Raw genomic sequence first — 20,722 nt, 5'->3', positions numbered from 1 at the left:
ACAGAGGTGCGAGATGAAAAGATCCATGGCTGTGGTGGGTGCGTGCGCCCTGCTGCTGGCGGGTGCCGCCAGTGCCGAAACCCTGCGTTTTGCCACCGAAGGCGCCTACCCGCCCTTCAACTATGTCGATGCCGATAACAAGCTGCATGGCTTCGATATCGACATCACCCATGCCCTGTGCGAGCAGATGAAGGTCGAGTGCACCCTGGTGGCGCAGGACTGGGAAGGCATCATCCCCGCCCTGATGGCACGCAAGTATGACGCCGTGGTGGCGTCGATGATCGACACCGAAGAACGGCGCAAGAAGATCGCCTTCACCGACCACTACTACCGCACCCCGCTGACCGTGGCCGTGGCCAAGGACAGCAAGATCACCGACGCGCAGACCGACTTCGTCGGCTACACCGTCGGCGCCCAGTCCTCCTCCACCCAGGCGATCTACGCCGAAGACGTGTACGGCAAGGCCGGCGCCGACGTGAAGCTGTACCCGACCATGGACGAAGCCAACGCCGACCTTGCCGCCGGGCGCCTGGACGGAGTGATCGCAGACAAGTTCCCGCTGCACGAGTGGCTGAACAAGAGCGGCAAGGACTGCTGCAAGATCCTCGGCGACGTCAAGGACACCAAGGCCGATGCGGCAATTGCCGTGCGCAAGGACGACGAGGCGCTGCGCACACGGTTGAATGCGGCCCTGGCGGCGATCGTGGCCAATGGCACGTACCAGAAGATCGCCAGCAAGTACTTTGCCTTCGATATCTATAACTGACGCGGCGGCCTGACAGATCCCTGGGGCTGCTATGCAGCCCTTTCGCGGCGCAAGGCCGCTCCTACAGAGCCACGCAGTCACCTGTAGGAGCGGCCTTGTGCCGCGAAAGGGGCGCAAAGCGCCCCCAGACCCGCCGACCCCGAGGGCTAATCCATGCTCGATCAACTGTCTCTACTGTCCTTCGCCAGCGGCGGCTGGGGCCAGGCGCTGCTGGCCGGCGCCCTGGTGACCGTGTCGCTGGCCCTCGCCTGCCTGCCCGTCGGCCTGCCGCTGGGGCTGCTCGTAGCCCTGGCCGCACGTTCGCGCAAACGCCTGCCACGGGCCTGGGCCACCACCTTCTCCACGGTGTTCCGCGGCCTGCCCGAACTGCTCACCCTGCTGATCATCTACTACGGCTGCCAGATCGCCGCGCAGAAGATCCTCGCCGCCCTGGGCTACCCGGGCGAGGTGCTGATCAACACCTTCCTCGCCGCCATGGTCGCCTTCAGCCTGGTGTTCGCCGCGTTTTCCAGCGAAATCTGGCTGATGGCCTTCAAGACCCTGCCCAAGGGCCAGCTGGAGGCCTGCTCGGCCCTGGGCCTGAGCAAGCGCACCGGGTTCTTCAAGGTGGTGCTGCCGCAGCTTGCGCGCATCGCCCTGCCGGGGCTTTCGAACAACTGGCTGAGCCTGCTCAAGGACACCTCGCTGGTGTCGACCATCTCGCTGATCGACCTGATGCGCCAGACCAACCTGGCGGTCAGCGTGACCAAGGAGCCAATGTTCTTCTATGGCGTGGCCTGCCTGGTCTACCTGCTGTTCTCGGCGGTCTCGGGCCGGGTCTTCGCCTTGCTTGAAAAGCGCAGCAACCGCCACCTGCAAGGAGCCCGCACATGAGCCTCGAACAACTGCTGGCCTACGTACTCGACCCGGACCTGCTGGAGCGCTACGGCCCTCGCTTCGTCGACGGCCTGCTGGTCACCGCCAAGCTGGTGGCCATCTCGTTCACCCTCGGCGCGCTGCTGGGCATGCTGCTGGCCCTGGCGCGGATGTCGCGCAACCTCGTGCTGCAACGCCTGGCCGCCGGCTACGTGTACTTCTTCCGCGGCTCGCCACTGCTGGCCCAGCTGTTCCTGCTGTACTACGGGCTGGGCTCGCTCAAGGGCTTCTGGCAGGACGTCGGGCTGTGGTGGTTCTTTCGCGAGGCATGGTACTGCGCCCTGCTCGCCTTCACCCTGAACACGGCGGCCTACCAGGCAGAGATCTTCCGCGCCAGCCTGCTGGCCATTGCGCCTGGGCAGTACGAGGCGGCCAAGGCGCTCAACCTCAAGCGCTCGACCACCTTCTTCAAGGTGATCCTGCCGCAATCGCTGCTGGTGGCCATCGGCCCGCTGGGCAACGAGCTGATCATGATGATCAAGGCCAGTGCCATCGCCTCGCTGGTGACCATCTACGACCTGATGGGGGTGACCAAGCTGGCCTTCTCACGCAGCTTCGACTTCCAGATCTACCTGTGGGCGGCGGTGCTCTACCTGCTGATCGTCGAGATCGTCCGGCGCACCCTGAAACACCTGGAGGCCCGCCTGGGCCGCCACCTGAACTGATTGAAGGATACGTTCCATGCATTGCCAAACCATCGTTCTGGGCGCCGGTATCGTCGGCGTCAGCACCGCGCTGCACCTGCAGGCGCGCGGCCGCCAGGTGATCCTCATCGACCGCGACGAGCCGGGCAGCGGCACCAGCCACGGCAACGCGGGGCTGATCGAGCGCACCAGCGTGATCCCCTATGCCTTCCCCCGGCAGTTCGGCGCGCTGCTGCGCTACGGCCTCAATCGCCAGCCCGACGTGCGCTACAACCTGCTGCACCTGCCCAAGGCCGCGCCCTGGCTGCTGCGCTACTGGCAGCAATCGGCGCCGGGCCGCGTGGCCGAAGCTGCGGCGGACATGCTGCCGCTGGTGCAACGCTGCGTCGAGGAACACGACGCCCTGATCGAGGCCGCCGGCCTGCAAGGCCTGGTGCAGGCCAAGGGCTGGATCGAGGTCTACCGCGACAGCGCGCTGTTCGAGCAGGCCAAGCAGGATGTGCTGGGCCTGGCGCGCTATGGCCTGAAATACGAATTCCTCGACCGTGGGCAACTGCAAGCCCGCGAGCAGGGGCTCGACGGCGGCGTGGTCGGCGGCATCCACTGGCTCGACCCGAAGACCGTGAGCAACCCCGGCGGCCTCACCCGTGGCTATGCCGCACTGTTCGTCCAGCGCGGCGGCCAGTTCCTGCACGGCGACGCCCGCACGCTGCAACGCACCGAGGGCGGCTGGCAGGTCGACACCCAGCGCGGCGCGATCACTGCCGACGAAGTCGTGGCCTGCCTCGGCCCGCAGTCGGGCGAACTCTATGAGCGCCTGGGTTATCACTTCCCGCTGGGGATCAAGCGCGGCTACCACATGCACTACGGCACCCGCGACGGCGCCGTATTGCAGCACTCGGTCTGCGACACCCAGGGCGGCTACGTACTGGCGCCGATGGCCCGGGGCGTGCGCCTGACCACCGGCATCGAGTTCGCCGCCAGCGACGCCCCCGGCAACGAGATCCAGCTGCGCCGCTGCGAAGCCCTGGCGCGCAAATTGTTCCCGGCCCTGGGTGAACGGCTGGACGACAAGCCCTGGCTGGGCCGCCGCCCGTGCCTGCCGGACATGCGCCCGGTGATCGGCCCGGCACCGCGGCACCAGGGCCTGTGGTTCAACTTCGGCCACGCCCACCATGGCCTCACCCTGGGCCCGGTCAGCGGCCGCCTGCTGGCCGAGCTGATGACCGGCGAACGCCCTTTCACCGACCCTGCGCCCTACAGCGCCGCACGCTTCGACTGAACCTTGAGCGGGAGAACAACAACGATGTCCGCACCTTCCAGTCTTGCCAGCCTTGCAACCCCGCAACCCACGCCCGACCTGCGCCCGGAGCTGATCCGCATCGAGGGCCTGAACAAGCACTACGGCGCGTTTCACGTGCTGCACGATATCGACCTGTCGGTGCGCGAAGGCGAGCGCATCGTGCTGTGCGGCCCGTCGGGCTCGGGCAAATCGACGCTGATCCGCTGCATCAACCGCCTGGAGATCGCCCAGCAGGGCAGCATCCAGGTGGCCGGCATCGACGTGGCCGGCAGCGACCGCAAAGCCACCCAGATACGCAGCGAAATCGGCATGGTGTTCCAGCACTTCAACCTGTTCCCGCACATGAGCGTGCTCGACAACTGCCTGCTGGCGCCCACCAGCGTGCGCGGCCTGTCGCGCAAGGACGCCGAGGAACGGGCACGCATGTACCTGGCCAAGGTCGGTATCGAGAACCAGGCGCACAAGTACCCCAGCCAGCTCTCCGGCGGCCAGCAACAGCGCGTGGCCATCGCCCGGGCACTGTGTATGAAGCCGCGGATCATGCTGTTCGACGAACCCACCTCGGCGCTCGACCCGGAGATGGTCGCCGAGGTGCTGGATGTGCTGGTGCAGCTGGCCGGCACCGGCATGACCATGCTCTGCGTCACCCACGAAATGGGCTTCGCCCGCCAGGTGGCCGAGCGCGTGCTGTTCCTGGAAGGCGGGCAGATCATCGAGGACAGCCCGCCCGAGGAGTTCTTCGGCCAGCCACGCACGGCCCGGGCGCAGGCGTTCCTCAAGCAGATCCTGCACTGAGCCGGTTGGCGCGGGGCCTGCCCGCGCCGCTTACTGGCCGGCCGGCGTGAGCTGTTTGAGGCGCTCGCTGGCCGGCGCCGGGCGGCCGTACAGGTAGCCCTGGAAGTGCGAGCAGCCCTCGGCCATCAGCCGCTGCATCTGCTCCTGCGACTCCACCCCTTCGGCCGTGGTCTTGATCATCAGGCTGTTGGACAGCTCGGTGATGGCGCGGATGATCGACATCGCCTCGCGGCTGTCGCACATGTCGTGAACGAACGACTTGTCGATCTTGATCCGGTCGAACGGGAACGAGCGCAGGTAACCCAACGACGAGTAGCCGGTGCCGAAGTCGTCCAGGGAGATCGACACCCCCAGGTCCTTCAGTGCCCTCAGGGTGCGCACGTTTTCCTCGCTGTTGCCCAGCAGCACCGACTCGGTGATTTCCAGCTCCAGGCGCGTGGCCGGCAGCCCCGAGTCGGCCAGGGCCAGGGCCACGGTGTGGACCAGGTTGGCGTTCTTGAACTGCACCGGCGACAAGTTGACCGACACCGTCTGCTCGGTGCCCCAGCTGGCCGCTTCCTGGCAGGCCAGGTTGAGCGCGCGAACACCGAGCTCATGGATCAACCCGGTCTCTTCGGCAATCGGAATGAAGTCCATGGGCATGATCATGCCGCGCACCGGGTGCTCCCAGCGCAGCAGCGCCTCGTAGCCGGTGACGCTGTTGCTCTGCTGGTCGACCACGGCCTGGTAGTGCAGTTGCAGCTGGCCCAGGTGCAGGGCCGTGCGCAGGTCGGTCTCCACCAGACGGCGCTGGCGGGCAGCCACGTCCAGCTCGACATGGAAGCTCTCGAAACGGTTGCGGCCGTTGCGCTTGGCCTCGTACAGGGCCATGTCGGCGTAACCGAGCAGTTGTTCGGCGTTGTCGTGATCGTCGGGCGCGATCGCCACTCCGATGCTCACCCCCACGCTGAACTGGTGGCCCTCGATATGAAACGGCGGGCTGATGGCATCGATCAGGCGCTGCGCGGTGTTGCGCGCGGCCTCGCGGTTATCCAGGCCGACCAGCACCACGGCAAACTCGTCACCGCCCAGGCGCGCCAGGGTGTCGTGCTCGCGCAACTCGCGGCGCAGGCGCTTGCCGAGGGCGCGCAGCAACTTGTCGCCGAAGGCGTGGCCGAGGGTGTCGTTGATGTTCTTGAAGTTGTCCAGGTCCAGGCACAGGGTGGCGGTCAGCTTGCCACTGTCCTCGCCGCGCAGCAGGGCCTGCTTGAGCCGTTCATGGAACAGCGTGCGGTTGGGCAGCCCGGTCAGTGCGTCATGGTGGGCCATGTGGTGAATCTGGGCGTGGGCAGCCAGTTCCTCGGTGGCATCTTCGGCCACGTACAGCACGTAGTCGCCCTGCCCGGCACGGCCTTCGCAGCGCAGGGCGCGGCTGCGCAGGGTGCGCGGGCCGCTGGCGGTGTCGACGCGGGTTTCGGCGACATAGCCCTTGCTGCTGCGCGCGCCGCGGGCCAGTTGCTGCTCCAGATAATCCGCCGCCTCCGGGGCCAGGCCCTGCCCGGGCAACTGACCGACCAGGCTGACGCCCTGGCCGCCGAACAGGCGCTCGGCCTGGGGGTTGGCCAACAGGATCTGCTCGCTGGCCAGGTCCTGCACGATGACGCTGGCCGGGATATTGCCGATCACCGAGTCGAGGAACTGCGACAGGGTGGTCATCTCCTGGCTGTATTGCTCGGCCAGTTCCTTGGCCTTGAGCAGTTCCAGCTCCTGCTGGCGGCGCTCGGACATGTCGCGGGTGATCTTGGCAAAGCCGATCAGCTGGCCGCTGCCTTCATCGAGGATCGGCTCGATCACCACGCTGGTCCAGAAGTGCGAACCGTCCTTGCGCTGACGCAGGCCGTCTGCCTGGAAGCGCCCGGCTTCCAGGGCGGTTGCCAGGCTCAAGGCCGGCAGGCCGGCATCGCGGTCGGCGTCGGTGTAGAACACCGAGAAATGCTGGCCAACGATTTCCTCGGCGTGGTAGCCCTTGGCCCGCTGCGCCCCCGGATTCCAACTGGCGACGACACCCTCGGGGGTCAGCAGGTAGATGGCGTAGTCGACCACGCTCTGGATCAACAGGCGGGACAGGGTGTCTGGGCTTGCAGCTAGCGGCATGGGATTTACCTGAGCAAGGAAGCTTCCGGACTTCGCGTCAGACCAGTCCGAAAATACGAATTACTGGCATTATGCCGCCAGACGAACGGTTTTTGTGAAGTGCGTCACAAAAAAATCGCGCGCATTCAATGGCGGTACGGCGTGACCAGAAAATTGCGCAGCTGCGGTTCGTCGTCCAATGCGATCTCGCGTATCGGGCGCGGCAGGTCGGCCAGCACGGCCTGGCAGAAGCTCATGGCCGGGGCATCCCCGGCATAGCAACGCAGCAGCCAGTCGACCCGGCCGTCGCTCAGCAACTGCAGGGCCACGGCACGGCCTACGCCCTGGCGCCGATAGCGCTTGAGGATGAACAGGTCGGCCAGCTCCAGTGCATCGATGCCCGGCAGTTCGCTGCGCTCGACCAGCACGAAGCCGGCGATGAAACCATCCACCAGGACCAGGTGGGCGGCCCAGTCGGGGGACTGCCAGTAGCGCTCGAAGTGAGGCTCGTGAAGGTAGAAGCGCCCGTCCACCTCGACATCCTCCTGCTCCCAATCGGACGAATCGTAGGCATAGAACTGGTAGAGGTTGCGTACCAGGTCGGCCTGGTCGGGGCCGGTCTGGAGCAGTTCGATGGGGGTGGGCATCAAGGGCGCTCGGGCAGTGAGGAAGCGCGATTCTAGCGCCAAGCTGGCAAGTGCGCATCGATGGCCTTGCACGGTCACTGTAGGAGCGGCCTTGTGCCGCGAAAGGGGCGCGAAGCGGCCCCAGGATCTGTGTATGTCACACAATAGCCGGGGCTGCTGCGCAGCCCTATCGCGACACAAGGCCGCTCCTACAGAGATCGCACAACGCTCCTAGATCACCGCCGCCACCGCATCGATTTCCACCAGCATGCCGTCCAGCGCCAGCCGCGGTACCGGGATCAAGGTGCAGGTCGGGGTCATGTTGCCATCCCAGGCGCGGGCAGCTGCGGCCACCCACTGCTGCAGCCGGGTTTCACTGTGGTCCACCACCAGCAGGGTGAGCTTGAACACGTCCTGCAGGCTGGCACCTTTGGAGGCCAGGGCGATCTTCAGGTTGATCAGCGCCTGACGCACCTGTGCGTCGAACTGTGGCGACAGCGCGCCATCCAGGCCCTCGCCGCCCTGCCCGGCCACATACAGCAGGCGACTGCCGGCGCGGACTTCGGCGACATGGGAATACGCGTTGGCGCTGGGGTCGTAGAGGCCTTCGGGGTTGGACAGGGTAAAAGCGCTTGGTTGGGGCATGGGCACGCTCCATCGAGGGGAAGAGCGGGCGAGTATCAGACCTCAGGTTTGGTTGAGGTCAAGCAGAAGCGAGACGCTGTCTATGGCGCAGTGAAGGCTGCTGGGTGTTCGGCGGAAGATTTGCAGCGCCTATGAGATCGAGCGCCGCCCGCGCGGCGCTCGATCTTGAGGGCGATGCAAACCTGCCGCCTTACACCTGGCTGCCCAAACACCATTCCAAGACATGCACCTGGCCGCCCACACTCCATTCCACGACAGGCACCCGCTGCCCCCGTTGTCTTTACCCGCCACACCCCGCACACTCACTGCCGCCAGCCAGGAAACGGAGTCCGCAGTGCCCACGCCACGCCAGTTCAGCAAGAAAACCAGCACCAGCAACATGCTGCGGCTCAAGACCAGCGACGGCAGCGCCCAGCGGCCTTACCGGGTCGACTTTGTCCTGCTCGAACATTTCTCCATGGCCAGCTTCACCGTGGCCATGGATGTGCTGGTCACCGCCAACCTGCTGCGGGCCGACAGTTTTGCCTTTACCCCCCTGTCGCTGGGCGGCGGTGACCGGGTGCTCAGCGACCTGGGCCTGGAGCTGGTGGCCAGCCCGCTGGAACCGACCGACCTGCACGACCTCGACCTGCTGGTGATCTGCGGCGGCCTGCGTACCCCGCTCAAATACCCGACCCTGGACCGCCTGCTCGGCGACTGCGCCGCCCACGGCATGACCCTGGGCGGGCTATGGAACGGTGCCTGGTTCCTCGGCCGCGCCGGGGTGCTCGACGACTACGGTTGCAGTGTCCACCCCGAGCAGCGCGCCAGCCTCAGCGAATGCAGCCCGCAAACCCGCATCACCCCAGCCAGCTTCACCCTCGACCGTGACCGCCTCAGCGCCGCCAGCCCCAACGGCGCCATGGAGCTGATGCTCGGCCTGGTCCGCCGACTGTACGGCGATGCCCTGGCCGAGGGTGTGGAAGAGATCCTGTCGTTTTCCGGGGCGCGCTATCGCCAGGTCGGCCCTGGGGCGAAAAAGTCCATGAGCCTGCACCTGCGCACCATCGTCGAGCTGATGGAAAACAACCTCGAGGAAACCCTCAGCCTCGACCAGCTCGCCGCCTACTCCGGGCGCTCGCGGCGGCAGATCGACCGGCTGTTCCAGGCCCAGCTCGGCACCTCGCCACGGCGCTACTACATGGAGCTGCGCATCACCAAGAGCCGGCGCTTGCTGCAATATTCCGACCTTTCGGTGATGGAAGTGGCGGTGGCTTGCGGGTTTGTCTCGGTGTCGCACTTCAGCAAGTGCTATGCGGCGTACTTTGGCTACCCGCCGTCACGCGAACAGCGTTTGGGCGAGTAACCCGCTAGCCCCGCTCATCGAGCAGTTGCCTGATGACCCGCTCCTGCCCGTCGTAGTCGCCTTCGCCGAAATGCACATGGCGCACCTGCCCTTTGCGATCGACAAAGTAGTGCGCTGGCCAGAACTGGTTACCCCAGGCATTCCAGATCCGATAGCCGTTGTCCACCGCCACCGGATAGCCGATACCCAACCGGTTGACCTGCTCACGCAGGCTGGCGACATCGTGCTCGTAGTCGTACTCCGGCGTGTGCACCCCGACCACCACCAGCCCCTGGTCGGCATAGCGCCGCGCCCAGTCGTTGACGTGGGGCAGGCTGCGCCGGCAGTTGATGCAGTCGTAGGTCCAGAAATCCACCAGCACCACCTTGCCCTTGAGCTGCTGCCCCTCCAGCGGCGGTGAGTTCAGCCACAGCTCGGCGCCGGCCAGCGACGGCATCGGGCCGTAGTTGTCGCCTGCCAGCAGGTGGCCGGCCAGCCCAAGCCCGACAAGGGCCAGGGCCACGCCGCCGGCCTTGAGCAGGCGACGTTCGGTCCCTTTGCCGCGCGGATCAGTTGTCATGGCAGCTACTGGTGGCGTAAGTACGGTACTCGACGCTTTGCGGCTTGCCGTGGGAGTCGAGGTAGTCCATGCGGGTGTTGACCAGGCCACAGCCAGTGCGCTGGTCGTCTTTTACCGACAGGACTTTCTTGATGTCCAGATGCTCCCCGTAGCGATACTGCATCACGCTGCTGTCGTTCATCGAGGTGCTGCTGGCCTGGGCGGTGATGGCGCCCAGGCCAAGGATGGCGAACAGGGCAGCGCTGGTAAAAGTCTTGACGGTCATGGCATCTCTCCTGGTACGGCTTCTTGGGTGGGGAGGCGTTGCTCCCCGGTCGAGAGCCATTTCAGCGCCGCCAGGTATCGCGCTTGTGTCCGCCCAGGCGCCGAAGTGCCTGCGCCTGTATCTGCAGCCGCGCCAGATACACTGCAATACAAACCACCGCAGGCAAGGCCGAACGCGCTCTGTACACTGCGCCCACACCCAAGACAAGGACACCCCCGATGGAACACGTCGATCACATCCTGGTCGTTGACGACGACCGCGAGATCCGCGAACTGGTCGGCAACTACCTGAAGAAGAACGGCCTGCGTACCAGCATCGTCGCCGATGGCCGGCAGATGCGCGCCTTCCTGGAAAACAACGCCGTCGACCTGATCGTCCTCGACATCATGATGCCCGGGGACGACGGCCTGTTGCTGTGCCGCGAGTTGCGCGCCGGCAAGCACCGCAACACGCCGGTGCTGATGCTGACCGCGCGCAACGATGAAACCGACCGTATCATCGGCCTGGAAATGGGCGCCGACGACTACCTGACCAAGCCCTTCTCCGCCCGCGAGTTGCTGGCGCGGATCAACGCCGTGCTGCGCCGCACGCGCATGCTGCCGCCCAACCTGACCATCAGCGAAAGCAGCCGGCTGATCGCCTTCGGTCCCTGGCGCCTGGACACCACCTCGCGTCACCTGCTGGACGCCGAAGGGACGCTGGTGGCGCTGTCCGGCGCCGAATACCGGCTGTTGCGGGTATTCCTCGACCACCCGCAACGGGTGCTCAGCCGCGAACAACTGCTCAACCTCACCCAAGGCCGCGAGGCCGACATCTTCGATCGCTCCATCGACCTGCTGGTCAGCCGCCTGCGCCAGCGCCTGGGCGACGACGCCCGCGAGCCCACCTGCATCAAGACCGTGCGCAGCGAAGGTTATGTGTTCTCGCTGCCGGTGCAGTTGCTGGAGTCGCCTGCATGAAATGGCCACGCACCCTCGCCTCGCGCCTGGCGCTGATCTTCTTCACCGGGCTGGTGCTGGCCTACGGCCTGTCGTTCAGCCTGCAGGCGTATGAACGCTACGTCAGCAGCCGCTCGATGATGCTCAGCAACCTGGAGCTGGACGTGTCCACGTCGGTGGCCATCCTCGACCGCCTGCCTGCCGCCGAGCGCCCGGCCTGGCTGCCGCGTCTGGAGCGGCGCACCTACCGCTACCGCCTCGACAGCGGGCTGCCCGGCGAGGCCATGCCCAGCGCCGAAGCGCCCATGGCCGCCGAGTCGATCGTCAAGGCCATCGGTGATCGCTACCAGTTGACCTTCCTGGAAATCCCCGGCCCCAACGCGCACTTCCAGGCCCACCTGCGCCTGGCCGACGGCGCGCCATTGACCATCGACGTAACCCCGGCGTCGGTGCCGGTGGCCACCTGGCTGCCGGTGGTGCTGCTGATCCAGCTGCTGGTGCTGCTGCTCTGCACCTGGCTGGCCGTACGCCTGGCCATCGGCCCGCTGACCCGCCTGGTGCAGGCGGTGGACAACCTCGACCCGAACCACCCCGGCCCGCAGCTGGACGAAAGCGGCCCGCGCGAGGTGCGCTACGCCGCCGTCGCCTTCAATGCCCTGCAGGCGCGTATCGCGGCCTACCTCAAGGAACGTATGCAACTGCTCGCGGCGATCTCCCACGACCTGCAAACGCCGATCACCCGCATGAAACTGCGGGTCGAGCAGATGGACGACGGGCTGGAAAAGGACAAGCTGTGGCACGACCTCGATGCCATGGAGCATCTGGTGCGCGAAGGCGTGGCCTACGCCCGCAGCATGGACAGCGGCACCGAAGCACCGTGCAAGGTCAACCTGGATGCCTTCCTCGACAGCCTGGTGTTCGACTACCAGGACAGCGGTGCCCGGGTCGAGCGCCGTGGCAGCACCCAGGCCACTCTGCAGGCACGGCCCCACGCCTTGCGCCGGGTGCTGGTCAACCTGGTGGACAACGCCCTGAAGTTTGCCGGTGCCGCCCAGCTTGAAGTCGGCCACGAGAGCGGCGTGACGCTGATCCGTGTACTCGACGACGGCCCGGGCATCCCTGAGGCGGAGCTCGATGAAGTGCTCAAGCCGTTCTACCGGGTCGAGGGGTCGCGCAATCGCAGTACCGGCGGCACCGGGCTGGGCCTGGCCATCGCCCATCAACTGACCCAGGCCATGGGCGGCAGCCTTACCTTGCGCAACCGCGCAGAAGGCGGGCTGTGCGCACAGATCGAGCTGCGCTGAACTGCCTGTGCTGGCCTCATCGCTGGCAAGCCAGCTCCCACAGGCTTAGCGCATGGCGCGGGCTGATGCGGTCGGTGTGGGAGCCGGCTTGCCGGCGATGAGGCCGCCAAGGCAAAGCTGATCTACAAACCGATACACAACCCCCACCCCGCCGACACACTGCAGATACCCCACCCGCACACACTCCCGGCCACGACAGCGCGACGGCACCCCGCCGTCATCGCACACTCCGGGAAACCCATCGATGAAAGCCTTGCCCTCCGGCTGGAAGCTGTTTGCCGCCCTCGCCGCCCTGACCCTGCTGATGACCGCCGCCGTGCTCGCCGCTTACCCGGCGGGCGCCGAAGGCCTGCGCAGTGCCATCCGCGCCACCGCACGCAGCTCGTTCGCGCTGTTCCTGCTGGCCTTCCTCGCCTCGTCACTGGTCACCCTGCTGCCCGGCGCGGCAAGCCGCCAGCTGATGCGTGAAAGGCGCTACCTGGGGCTGGCCTTCGCGTTTTCACACACGGTGCACGGGGCGCTCATCTACCTCTATGCCCAACGCTTCCCCGAACTGTTCTGGGCCGGGCGCACGGCACTGGCCAACCTGCCGGGCTCGCTGGGTTACCTGTTCATCCTGCTGCTGTGCGTCACCTCGTTCAAAACCCCCGCTCGCCTGCTCGGCCCGCGCCTGTGGAAGGGCCTGCACAGCACGGGGGCCTGGGTGCTGGCGGCGGTGTTCTGCCTGTCCTTCTACAAACGCATTCCCCTGGGTGGCGGGTACCCGCTGGCATTCGCCCTGATGTTCGCCGCCATCACCCTCAAGCTCATCGCCAAGGCAGCCCTGCCACTGCGCCGCCTGGCCACGTCCCACTGATCCCAAGGAGTCCTGCCATGTTGACGCACACCCTGACCCGCCCGTTTACCGCCCTCGACCGCATCGGCAGCTGGGGCGCCGACTTGCCGCTTCGGCTGTTCCTGGCCTGGGAGTTCTTCGAATCGGGGCTGGAGAAATTCAACGGCGCCAACTGGTTCGCCGACTTGCAAGGGAACTTTCCGTTCCCCTTCGACCTGCTGCCGGCGGGCCTGAACTGGCAGTTGTCGATGTGGGCCGAGCTGCTCTGCCCGCTGCTTCTGCTGTTGGGCCTGGGCACGCGGCTGGCCAGCGCGGTACTGGCGCTGGTGACGCTGGTGGCAATTGCCGCCGTGCATTGGCCGGCCGAGTGGTCAAGCCTTGCGGAGCTGGCCCAGGGCTATGCGATCAGCGACCAGGGGCATGGCAACTTCAAGCTGCCGCTGATCTACCTGGTGGCGCTGCTGCCGTTGCTGCTCAAAGGTTCGGGGCGCCTGAGCCTGGACCACTGGCTGTGGCGTCGGGCCTGAACCCACAAAAAAGGGCCCACGCTCGGTGAGCGTGGACCCTGATGCCGGTCAGTCAAGCTAATTGGGGCCGCTTTGCGGCCCTTCGCGGGTAAACCCGCTCCCACAGGATTTCGCCTATTCCTGTGGGAGCGGGTTTACCCGCGAAGGGCTGCAAAGCAGCCCCATTACCGACGATGAAACGTTACCTGACGGGACCGGTTTCGACCCCGCCCATCTGGCCGAAGCGCCCGGCCTGGAAGTCGTCGAACGACTCTGCGATTTCCGCCTGGCTGTTCATCACGAACGGGCCGTAACCCACGATCGGCTCGTCGATCGGCTCGCCGCTGAGCAGCAGCACGCTGACGTCCTCCAGCGCGTCGATGCGCAGTCCCTCGCCGTCACGCTCGAACAGCACCAGGCTGGCCGGGCCGGCTTCGCGCTCGCCGTTGACCCGCAGCGTGCCGCGCAGCACTACCAGCGCCGCGTTGCGCCCGCTGGCAACCGGCAACTGCAAGCTGGCGCCGGCCTTCAGGCGCAGGTCCCAGACATCCATGTCGGTGAAGGTGCGGGCCGGGCCCTGGTGCTCGAGGTAGCGCCCGGCGATCACCCGCAGGCTGCCCGCCTCGCCCTCCAGCGTCACCACCGGGATGTCGCTGGCCAGCAGGGTCTGGTAGCCGGCGGCGGCGCGCTTGTCCTTGGCCGGCAGGTTGACCCACAACTGCACCATCTCCAGGGTGCCGCCACGCTCGGCAAAAGCCGGCGAGTGGAACTCCTCGTGAATGATGCCGCCCGCGGCGGTCATCCACTGCACGTCACCCGGGCCGATCAGGCCACCGGCGCCGGTGGAGTCGCGGTGCTCCAGCTCGCCCTGATAGACGATGGTCACCGTCTCGAAACCACGGTGCGGGTGCTGGCCGACGCCGCGGCGGGCACTGGTGGGGGCGAAATCGTGGGGGCCGGCGTAGTCCAGCAACAGGAACGGGCTGATATGCCGGGCCAGATGGTCGTAGGTGAACAGGCTGCGTACCGGGAAACCGTCACCCACCCAGTGGGCGTGGGGGCTGCGGTGGATACCCTGGATCTTTTTCATGAGAAACCTCCTCTCGTGGATGAACACCACCTTACAGATGAGGTTAATGGTCCGCTAGACAGCCAAATTGGCATGCATCGTTCTACGAGTGGAACAATTCGACTGTACCGGCAAACTAGCCGGTACAGTCGGCAGAGGTATCAGACCCCCTGCGCCTCGGCCTGCTCATGGGCCTGGCGCAAGCGCTCGCGACTGTTGCTCAGGTGCAGGCGCATGGCCATTTTCGCGCCTTCGCTGTCGTGCCGGGCAATGGCCTCGTAGATGGCTTCGTGCTCGTGCATCAGCCGGCCCATGTAATGGGCCTGGTCGTCATGGGCCAGGCGCGCGGAATTGAGGCGGGTGCGCGGAATGATGCTGGTGCCCAGGTGGTTGATGATATCGGCGAAGTAGTGATTGCCGCTGGCCTGGGCGATGCGCAGGTGGAACTGGAAGTCCGCCGAGACCGCGTCCGAGGCGTGGGCCGCCCCTTCGTTGAGCTCGTCGAGCGCAGCGCGCATGCCGGCCAGCTGCTCGTCGCTGCGTCGCTGCGCGGCAAGCCCGGCCGACTCGACTTCCAGGGCAATACGCAATTCCAGCACCGCCAGCACTTCGCGCAGGGTGACAACGGTGGCCGGGTCTATACGGAAACCGGCGGCGGTCGGTGCGTCCAGTACGAACGTGCCGATGCCGTGGCGGGTCTCGACCTGGCCGGCGGCCTGCAGCCGCGATATGGCTTCACGCACCACGGTACGGCTGACGCCTTCCTCGGCCATGATCTGCGATTCGGTGGGAAGCTTGTCGCCGGGCTTGAGCTGGCCGCTGCGAATGCGCTCGGTCAGCACCGTGACCAGTTCCTGCGCGAGACTGCGCGGCTTGCGCCGGGTGCGCGGCTGTACCTGCTGCTCTGTCATGCCCTGTACATCTTGTTGTGAAAGACAGGCGTGATGATAGCGCAGGCAGTTGTACGATCACATACGTCTGCCGGGGATTTCACCTCTCATCGCCCACCGGCAGGCGACGGGGTGTCATCGAATGCTGGCGAAATGCCCTGCCATGGCGCTAGGCTGCGCGTTTGCCCATGCCCACCAAGGAAGGAACCTGCATGAAGACTTTCGATCGCCTGTTGCTCGCCAGCGGCCTGCTGATCCCGTTCTGGTTGCTGATCGGCGTCGCGCTGACCGCCCAGGCCTACCCCGGCTACAGCCACCTGCAACAGGCCATGAGCCAGCTCGGCGCGGTGGACGCCCCCACCCACACGCTCTCGCCATGGATCAACAACTTCCCCCTGGCATTGCTGTTCGCCTTGTTCGCCTGGGGCGTGGCGCGACGTTGGCGGCAATCCAGGCTGGCGCAGCTGAGCGCGCTGCTGATCCTGCTGCACGGCGTGGGCAGCCTGGGCACCGGCTGGTTTGCCTGCGACGCGGGCTGTGCGCCGGCGACACCTTCACTGTCGCAGCAGTTGCACAACCTCAGCGGGTTGCTGATGTTCCTCTCCCTGACCCTGGCCTGCGTACTGTGGATCGGCCTCGGCCAGCGCCTGGCCCGATCGCGCGGCCTGGCCTGGTGGTCGTTGCTGTGCGCCGTGCTGGCGGTGGTCACGGTGCTGCTGATGGCGCGGGCGGCCGAGAGCGGGCAACTGTTCGGTCTGTATCAGCGCCTGAACTACGGGGTCTCGCTGCTGTGGCTGGCGACCCTGGCCCTGGTGTCGCTGCGAGCCCGCCGCCACAACCCACTGCGCATGGCCATCGCCTGACGGCAAACTGCTGGCCCCCAGGCGTTTGAAGTACGGGCAAACTCCGTTTTCCTTCAGACGCTTAGGACAGCAACATGCGGGTATTTCTAGCAAGCGTAGCCGGCTGCCTGTTGGCCGTCGCCACCTTCGGCGCCCAGGCCCGGGCACTGAGCCAGAACGATCGCCAGGTGTGCGGCTGGGGCGCGCAGATCGCCGCCGAGGCCCAGCAGGCCAAGCTTTCCGGGGTCACCTTGTACGCCACGCGCAAGAAGCTGCAGGCCCGCAAGTTCGCCAAACCCTGGATGCGCATGACCGCCTTCGGCATCACCGAGCAGACCTACAACAGCCGCTCGCAACTCAAGCCGGCAGCGATCAAACAGACCTACTATGAGCAGTGTGCTCAGCATGCGCTTGCAAAGCGATAAATTCTTATAAATCAATAAATTACTATAACATCTGAAAGCGATTTATCCATATTCGCCATGCCGGCACATTCTGGATAAATCCTTACAGATCAATTAGTTATATACTTTATGTGATTTGGTTTCGAGAGTCGTGGCGCCATGGCGCGCCATCCTTGAAACAGGCCTCGAGCCACGCCTTGAACGCCCGCATCACCGCCGTGTTCAGCCGCGCCGAAGGCCGCACCAGGTAGATCCCCGCGGTCACATCCAGTTGCCACTCCGGCAGTACCCGCACCAGCCGGCCGGCCTGCAGGTCCTCGACCATCAACCAGTCGCCACCGGCAAGAATCCCCACGCCCCGCCGCGCCGCCTCCAGCAGTGCTTCGTTGTCGTTGCCGCGCAGGCTGCCGGCGACCTTGACGCTCGCCTGTCGGCCCTTGGCGGTAAGGTGCCATTCGGGGAACGAACGCAGCCCACTGAAGCCCAGGCAGTTGTGGCTGGCCAGGTCGGCCGGCAACTGCGGCGTGCCATGCCGTGCCAGGTAGCCAGGCGCGGCGCAGAGGATGCGCAGGTGCTCGCACAGCTTGCTGGCCACCAGGCGGTTGTCGGCCAGCTCGCCAATGCGGATGGCCGCATCGAAACCCTCGCCCACCAGGTCGACGAAACGGTCGGCGTACTCGGCGTCGATCGTGACCTGCGGGTGGGCCAGCACGAAGTCCGCCAGCAGCCCGCTCAGCCAGCGCCGGCCCATGGCCGCCGGCAGCGCCAGGCGCAGGCGGCCGCGCACCTGTGCGGCGCCCAGTGCAGCCTCCTGCTCGGCCTCGTCGATCAAGCGGCTGGCATGGCGCAGGCGCTCCACCAGGCGCTCACCCTCGTCTGTGAAACGCAGCTGGCGGGTGGTGCGTTCCACCAGGCGGATGCCCAGACGCTGCTCCAGCGCACCCAGGCGCCGGGACAGCACCGAAGGGTGACGCTCCAGCTGGCGCCCGGCGGCGGCGAACGAGCCCTGCTCATGCAGGGCCAGCAAGGTGGCGAGTTCGTCGGCGCGACGGCTGTCGAAGGGATCCATGGCAAGGCTCATCCGGGATCAGGGGGTAAGGATCAACGCCCCCTCCGACCGGCCCTGCTCCAGGTCTTCATGGGCCCTGGCCACATCGGCCAACGGGTAGCGGCGCCAGATCCGCGGCTGGATGATACCCGCGGCGAGCGCTGCCAGCACGCTTGCGGCGCGGGCCTGGTACTCCTCGACGGTGCGGGTATGGGCAGCCAGTGACGGCCGGGTGACGAACAGCGAGCCCTTGGCATTGAGCGTGGCGACCTCGATGGCTGCCGGTGCGCCGGAGCTGCCGCCGAACGACACCAGCAGACCGCGCGGGCGCAGGCTGTCCAGCGAAGCGTCGAGCGAAAGGCGCCCGACGCTGTCGTAGACCACATCCACGCCCTCCCCGGCGGTCAGCTCGCGCACCTCGGCGGCCAGGGTGGCGGCATTGAACTGCAGCACGTGGTCACACCCTGCCGCCTTGGCCCGGGCCATGCTCTGTGGCCGCGACACCACACCGATGACGGTCGCCCCCAGGTGTTTGGCCCAAGGCACCATCAACTGGCCAAGCGCTCCGGCGGCGCCATAGATCAGTACCCGCGTGCCACGGCCGACCGGATAGGTGCTGGTCAGCAGGTATTGGGCGGTGATGCCCTTGAACAGAGTCGCGGCGGCCTGCTCTTCGCTCAGGCCCGCCGGCAGCTTCACCAACCGCTCGGCCGGGTACAGGCGAGCGCTGGCGTAGGCGCCAAGCGGGCCGGTGGCATAGCCGACAGGGTCGCCCACCTTCACGTTGGTGACGCCTGCGCCTACCGCGGCCACTCGCCCGGCACCCTCCAGGCCCAAGCTGCAGGGCAGCGGCAACGGCGCGCCACCCTTGCGCTGCAGCACGTCCAGCGGGTTGACCCCGATAGCGGCCTGTTCCAGCCATACCTCGCCAGGGCCGGGTTGTTGTACCGGCAGGTCCTGAAGGTGCAGGACTTCGGTGCCGCCGGTCTGCTGCAGGACTACTTGCTTGGCCATGTTCGTTTCCTTGGGTGATTGCAAAGTCAGGCTGAGGCTAGAGTGCTGCAATAGATCGAACAATGAGGCCTGGTGCAGATGATTCGTGCACTTGAAACAGCAATAGCCCGAATAAAACCCACAGCGCGGTTGCCTTGCCAGCCCGCAATTGCCGAGACTCTGATCACGACCTCCTGACGACTTCAGGCCCCGTGGGTATTGCATGAACAACGACAAGAGCTTCCACCTGGCCCTGCCACGCCGCTCGCTGGTGCTGCCCATCGCCCTGAGCCTGCTGGCCTTCGCCGCCAATTCACTGTTTTGCCGCCTGGCCCTGCGTGACGGCGCCATCGATGCCAATGCCTTTACCGCCATCCGCCTGGGCAGTGGCGCGCTGCTGCTCGCCGCCCTGCTCGGCCTCGGCCAGCGGCGCCGCCGGCCTGGGGGCAGCTGGGCGGGCAGCCTCGCGCTGCTGGCCTATGCCTGGCTGTTTTCCATCGCCTACCTGCAACTGGGTGCCGGGGTGGGCGCGCTGATCTTGTTCGGCGCGGTGCAACTGAGCATGTTCGCCTTCGCCCTGCTGCGCGGCGAAGCCCTGCAACGGCGGGTGCTGGCCGGCATGCTGCTGGCCTTTGCCGGGCTCATCGCCCTGCTGTTGCCCGGCGCCGACGCACCACCACTGGCCAGCGCCGTGATGATGCTGCTGTCGGGGGTGGCCTGGGGCGTCTATTCGCTATTGGGCAAGGGCTCGGCCGATGCGTTGGCCGACACGGCCGGCAACTTCCTGCGCTGCCTGCCCTTGCTGGCGCTGGCGGCCATTGCGCTGCTGCTCGGCTGGCAGCCTGCAACCTTGAGCCGTGAGGGTGTGTGGTACGCCCTGGGCTCCGGAGTGCTGGCCTCGGGTGCCGGCTACAGCCTGTGGTATGGCGTGGTCAGGTACATGAGTGCCCAGCAAGCGGCAACCTTGCAACTGAGCGTGCCGGTGATCGCCGCACTGGGCGGGGTGTTGCTGTTGGGCGAGCCGCTGTCGTGGCGCTTGAGCCTGGCTTCGCTGGTGGTGCTCGGCGGAGTGGCGCTGGCGTTGCTGCCAGCGCCCAGGCGCTGACCACGGCCGGGCGATCAGCGCTTGCGCGCCACCACGCCGTACAGCATGTCGCCGATATAGATGCCCGTACTGGCCTGACGCTCAGCATCAAGCCGTGACTGCAGGGTTTCGATACCTACCTGCCGGGCACTGGCCACACCCTGCTCGATAATCCGCGGCAGACAGGCGCGAACGATATCTGCCAAGGCGTAGCGGCTGTCGGGCGTCTGCACCAGGCATTCGGCGCGCAGGTCCTCCACCGCAAGCCCGGCCTGGCTGAAGATGCGGTGCAGCTTGACGCCGATGTGCAGGTCGGCGCCCTCTTGCTCCAGCATGCGCTGCAGCCACTGCTGGGCCTTGCGGTGCAACGGGAAAGGCTCGAGGCTGGCCGGCGTCAGGCTGGCGTCGTGCTCCTGGAACACCATCACGCCACCCGGCAGCAGGTGCCGGGCCAGCCCCCGCACGGCCTTGGGCGCGTCCGGTTGGTACATCAGCACCCGACGCCCGACGATGGCGTCGAACAGCCCCAGCGAGGCAGGCAGCGCGTGCAGGTCGGCGTGGATGAACTCAGGCGGTGCAGCGCCTCTGGGCACCTCGCGTTGCCGGGCGCTCTCCAGTGCCCCGGCCGCCTGGTCAACGCCCACCACCGCGCCATCGCCATCCACCAGGCGGGCCAACAGCAGGCTCACGTCGCCGCTGCCGCAACCGACATCCAGCACACGCATGCCAGGGCCTATTCCGGCGTCGAGCAACAACCGCGTGGTGAAATCCGCTTTCGCCAGTACCATGCCATGCTCCTTAGCGAGGACGTGCCAGTGTGCCGAGCAACAGCCC

General features: G+C 66.5%; 23 protein-coding genes. 13 read left to right on the top strand and 10 right to left on the bottom strand.

The annotated features are described in order from the left end of the window. The first annotated feature begins 13 nt into the window (after window positions 1–13). The 5 genes from DM373_RS15645 to DM373_RS15620 all read left to right on the top strand — a co-directional run bounded on the left by DM373_RS15645 (window position 14) and on the right by DM373_RS15620 (window position 4,423). Window positions 14–766 carry a transporter substrate-binding domain-containing protein gene (locus tag DM373_RS15645; protein ID WP_110994437.1) on the top strand — a complete coding sequence of 251 codons (753 nt, stop codon included), beginning with the start codon at window positions 14–16 and terminating at the stop codon, window positions 764–766. 153 nt (window positions 767–919) lie between these two features. Next, entirely contained in the window at window positions 920–1,639 is a 720-nt protein-coding gene (locus DM373_RS15635; RefSeq protein ID WP_110994435.1) for an ABC transporter permease, read from the top strand. Next, on the top strand, window positions 1,636–2,346 hold the full coding sequence (locus tag DM373_RS15630) for an ABC transporter permease (RefSeq protein ID WP_110994434.1): 711 nt from the start codon (window positions 1,636–1,638) through the stop codon (window positions 2,344–2,346). The genes DM373_RS15635 and DM373_RS15630 overlap by 4 nt, the downstream gene beginning before the upstream one ends. A gap of 16 nt (window positions 2,347–2,362) precedes the next feature. Beyond that, on the top strand, window positions 2,363–3,607 hold the full coding sequence (locus tag DM373_RS15625; protein WP_110994433.1) for an NAD(P)/FAD-dependent oxidoreductase: 1,245 nt from the start codon (window positions 2,363–2,365) through the stop codon (window positions 3,605–3,607). A gap of 24 nt (window positions 3,608–3,631) precedes the next feature. Beyond that, window positions 3,632–4,423, top strand: a complete 792-nt coding sequence (locus tag DM373_RS15620; RefSeq protein ID WP_110994432.1) for an amino acid ABC transporter ATP-binding protein — start codon at window positions 3,632–3,634, stop codon at window positions 4,421–4,423. A gap of 30 nt (window positions 4,424–4,453) precedes the next feature. Here DM373_RS15620 and DM373_RS15615 read toward each other — a convergent pair whose 3' ends face one another. The 3 genes from DM373_RS15615 to DM373_RS15605 all read right to left on the bottom strand — a co-directional run bounded on the left by DM373_RS15615 (window position 4,454) and on the right by DM373_RS15605 (window position 7,806). Then, window positions 4,454–6,556 (bottom strand): putative bifunctional diguanylate cyclase/phosphodiesterase, encoded by a 2,103-nt coding sequence (locus tag DM373_RS15615; RefSeq protein ID WP_110994431.1) that lies wholly within the window; start codon window positions 6,554–6,556, stop codon window positions 4,454–4,456. A 125-nt stretch (window positions 6,557–6,681) separates the two neighbouring features. Next, window positions 6,682–7,182, bottom strand: a complete 501-nt coding sequence (locus DM373_RS15610) for a GNAT family N-acetyltransferase (RefSeq protein ID WP_110994430.1) — start codon at window positions 7,180–7,182, stop codon at window positions 6,682–6,684. 210 nt (window positions 7,183–7,392) lie between these two features. Further along, window positions 7,393–7,806 (bottom strand): RidA family protein, encoded by a 414-nt coding sequence (locus tag DM373_RS15605; RefSeq protein ID WP_110994429.1) that lies wholly within the window; start codon window positions 7,804–7,806, stop codon window positions 7,393–7,395. Window positions 7,807–8,140: 334 nt separating this feature from the next. On the opposite strand from DM373_RS15605, the gene DM373_RS15600 reads away from it, so the two are divergent. Then, window positions 8,141–9,151: a GlxA family transcriptional regulator gene (locus tag DM373_RS15600; protein ID WP_110994428.1), complete on the top strand. Its 1,011-nt coding sequence runs from the start codon at window positions 8,141–8,143 to the stop codon at window positions 9,149–9,151. Between the two features lie 4 nt (window positions 9,152–9,155). Here the strand turns inward: DM373_RS15600 and DM373_RS15595 are convergent, their stop codons facing one another. Both DM373_RS15595 and DM373_RS15590 read right to left on the bottom strand, forming a co-directional pair. Continuing rightward, window positions 9,156–9,671: a thioredoxin family protein gene (locus DM373_RS15595; RefSeq protein WP_110994467.1), complete on the bottom strand. Its 516-nt coding sequence runs from the start codon at window positions 9,669–9,671 to the stop codon at window positions 9,156–9,158. 28 nt (window positions 9,672–9,699) lie between these two features. Next, the gene (locus tag DM373_RS15590; RefSeq protein ID WP_110994427.1) at window positions 9,700–9,975 is read right to left on the bottom strand and encodes a DUF2790 domain-containing protein; all 276 of its coding nucleotides are present in this window, start codon (window positions 9,973–9,975) and stop codon (window positions 9,700–9,702) included. A gap of 218 nt (window positions 9,976–10,193) precedes the next feature. Between DM373_RS15590 and DM373_RS15585 the strand changes: the two genes are divergently transcribed. From DM373_RS15585 to DM373_RS15570, 4 genes are all read left to right on the top strand, one after another. After that, a complete protein-coding gene (locus DM373_RS15585) occupies window positions 10,194–10,934 on the top strand; it encodes a response regulator (protein WP_110994426.1) in 741 nt (246 codons plus the stop codon). Then, window positions 10,931–12,217 (top strand): sensor histidine kinase, encoded by a 1,287-nt coding sequence (locus DM373_RS15580; RefSeq protein WP_110994425.1) that lies wholly within the window; start codon window positions 10,931–10,933, stop codon window positions 12,215–12,217. The genes DM373_RS15585 and DM373_RS15580 overlap by 4 nt, the downstream gene beginning before the upstream one ends. Before the next feature lie 244 nt (window positions 12,218–12,461). Continuing rightward, window positions 12,462–13,073: a ferric reductase-like transmembrane domain-containing protein gene (locus DM373_RS15575; protein ID WP_110994424.1), complete on the top strand. Its 612-nt coding sequence runs from the start codon at window positions 12,462–12,464 to the stop codon at window positions 13,071–13,073. Between the two features lie 17 nt (window positions 13,074–13,090). Continuing rightward, the gene (locus DM373_RS15570; protein ID WP_110994423.1) at window positions 13,091–13,579 is read left to right on the top strand and encodes an HvfX family Cu-binding RiPP maturation protein; all 489 of its coding nucleotides are present in this window, start codon (window positions 13,091–13,093) and stop codon (window positions 13,577–13,579) included. 181 nt (window positions 13,580–13,760) lie between these two features. Here the strand turns inward: DM373_RS15570 and DM373_RS15565 are convergent, their stop codons facing one another. Both DM373_RS15565 and DM373_RS15560 read right to left on the bottom strand, forming a co-directional pair. After that, window positions 13,761–14,648: a pirin family protein gene (locus DM373_RS15565; protein ID WP_110994422.1), complete on the bottom strand. Its 888-nt coding sequence runs from the start codon at window positions 14,646–14,648 to the stop codon at window positions 13,761–13,763. Window positions 14,649–14,788: 140 nt separating this feature from the next. After that, window positions 14,789–15,538, bottom strand: coding sequence for a FadR/GntR family transcriptional regulator (locus DM373_RS15560; protein ID WP_110994421.1), 750 nt, complete (start codon window positions 15,536–15,538; stop codon window positions 14,789–14,791). Between the two features lie 191 nt (window positions 15,539–15,729). Here DM373_RS15560 and DM373_RS15555 point away from each other — a divergent pair, with 191 nt between their 5' ends. Then, complete coding sequence (locus DM373_RS15555; protein ID WP_110994420.1) at window positions 15,730–16,380, top strand: DUF998 domain-containing protein; 651 nt, start codon at window positions 15,730–15,732, stop codon at window positions 16,378–16,380. A gap of 74 nt (window positions 16,381–16,454) precedes the next feature. Continuing rightward, window positions 16,455–16,784: a hypothetical protein gene (locus tag DM373_RS15550; RefSeq protein WP_110994419.1), complete on the top strand. Its 330-nt coding sequence runs from the start codon at window positions 16,455–16,457 to the stop codon at window positions 16,782–16,784. Between the two features lie 106 nt (window positions 16,785–16,890). Here the strand turns inward: DM373_RS15550 and DM373_RS15545 are convergent, their stop codons facing one another. Continuing rightward, window positions 16,891–17,832 (bottom strand): LysR family transcriptional regulator, encoded by a 942-nt coding sequence (locus DM373_RS15545; protein WP_110994418.1) that lies wholly within the window; start codon window positions 17,830–17,832, stop codon window positions 16,891–16,893. Window positions 17,833–17,850: 18 nt separating this feature from the next. After that, entirely contained in the window at window positions 17,851–18,825 is a 975-nt protein-coding gene (locus DM373_RS15540; RefSeq protein WP_110994417.1) for a quinone oxidoreductase family protein, read from the bottom strand. 202 nt (window positions 18,826–19,027) lie between these two features. Here DM373_RS15540 and DM373_RS15535 point away from each other — a divergent pair, with 202 nt between their 5' ends. Continuing rightward, window positions 19,028–19,909 (top strand): DMT family transporter, encoded by an 882-nt coding sequence (locus tag DM373_RS15535; RefSeq protein WP_110994416.1) that lies wholly within the window; start codon window positions 19,028–19,030, stop codon window positions 19,907–19,909. 14 nt (window positions 19,910–19,923) lie between these two features. On the opposite strand, the gene DM373_RS15530 is transcribed toward DM373_RS15535, so the two are convergent. Beyond that, window positions 19,924–20,676: a methyltransferase domain-containing protein gene (locus DM373_RS15530; RefSeq protein ID WP_110994415.1), complete on the bottom strand. Its 753-nt coding sequence runs from the start codon at window positions 20,674–20,676 to the stop codon at window positions 19,924–19,926. Between the last annotated feature and the right edge of the window lie 46 nt (window positions 20,677–20,722).

The organism is Pseudomonas sichuanensis (assembly GCF_003231305.1).
GTDB lineage: Bacteria > Pseudomonadota > Gammaproteobacteria > Pseudomonadales > Pseudomonadaceae > Aquipseudomonas > Aquipseudomonas sichuanensis.
Note: the sequence above shows the minus strand (reverse complement) of the source record. Positions and strands in the feature narration are given on the sequence as shown.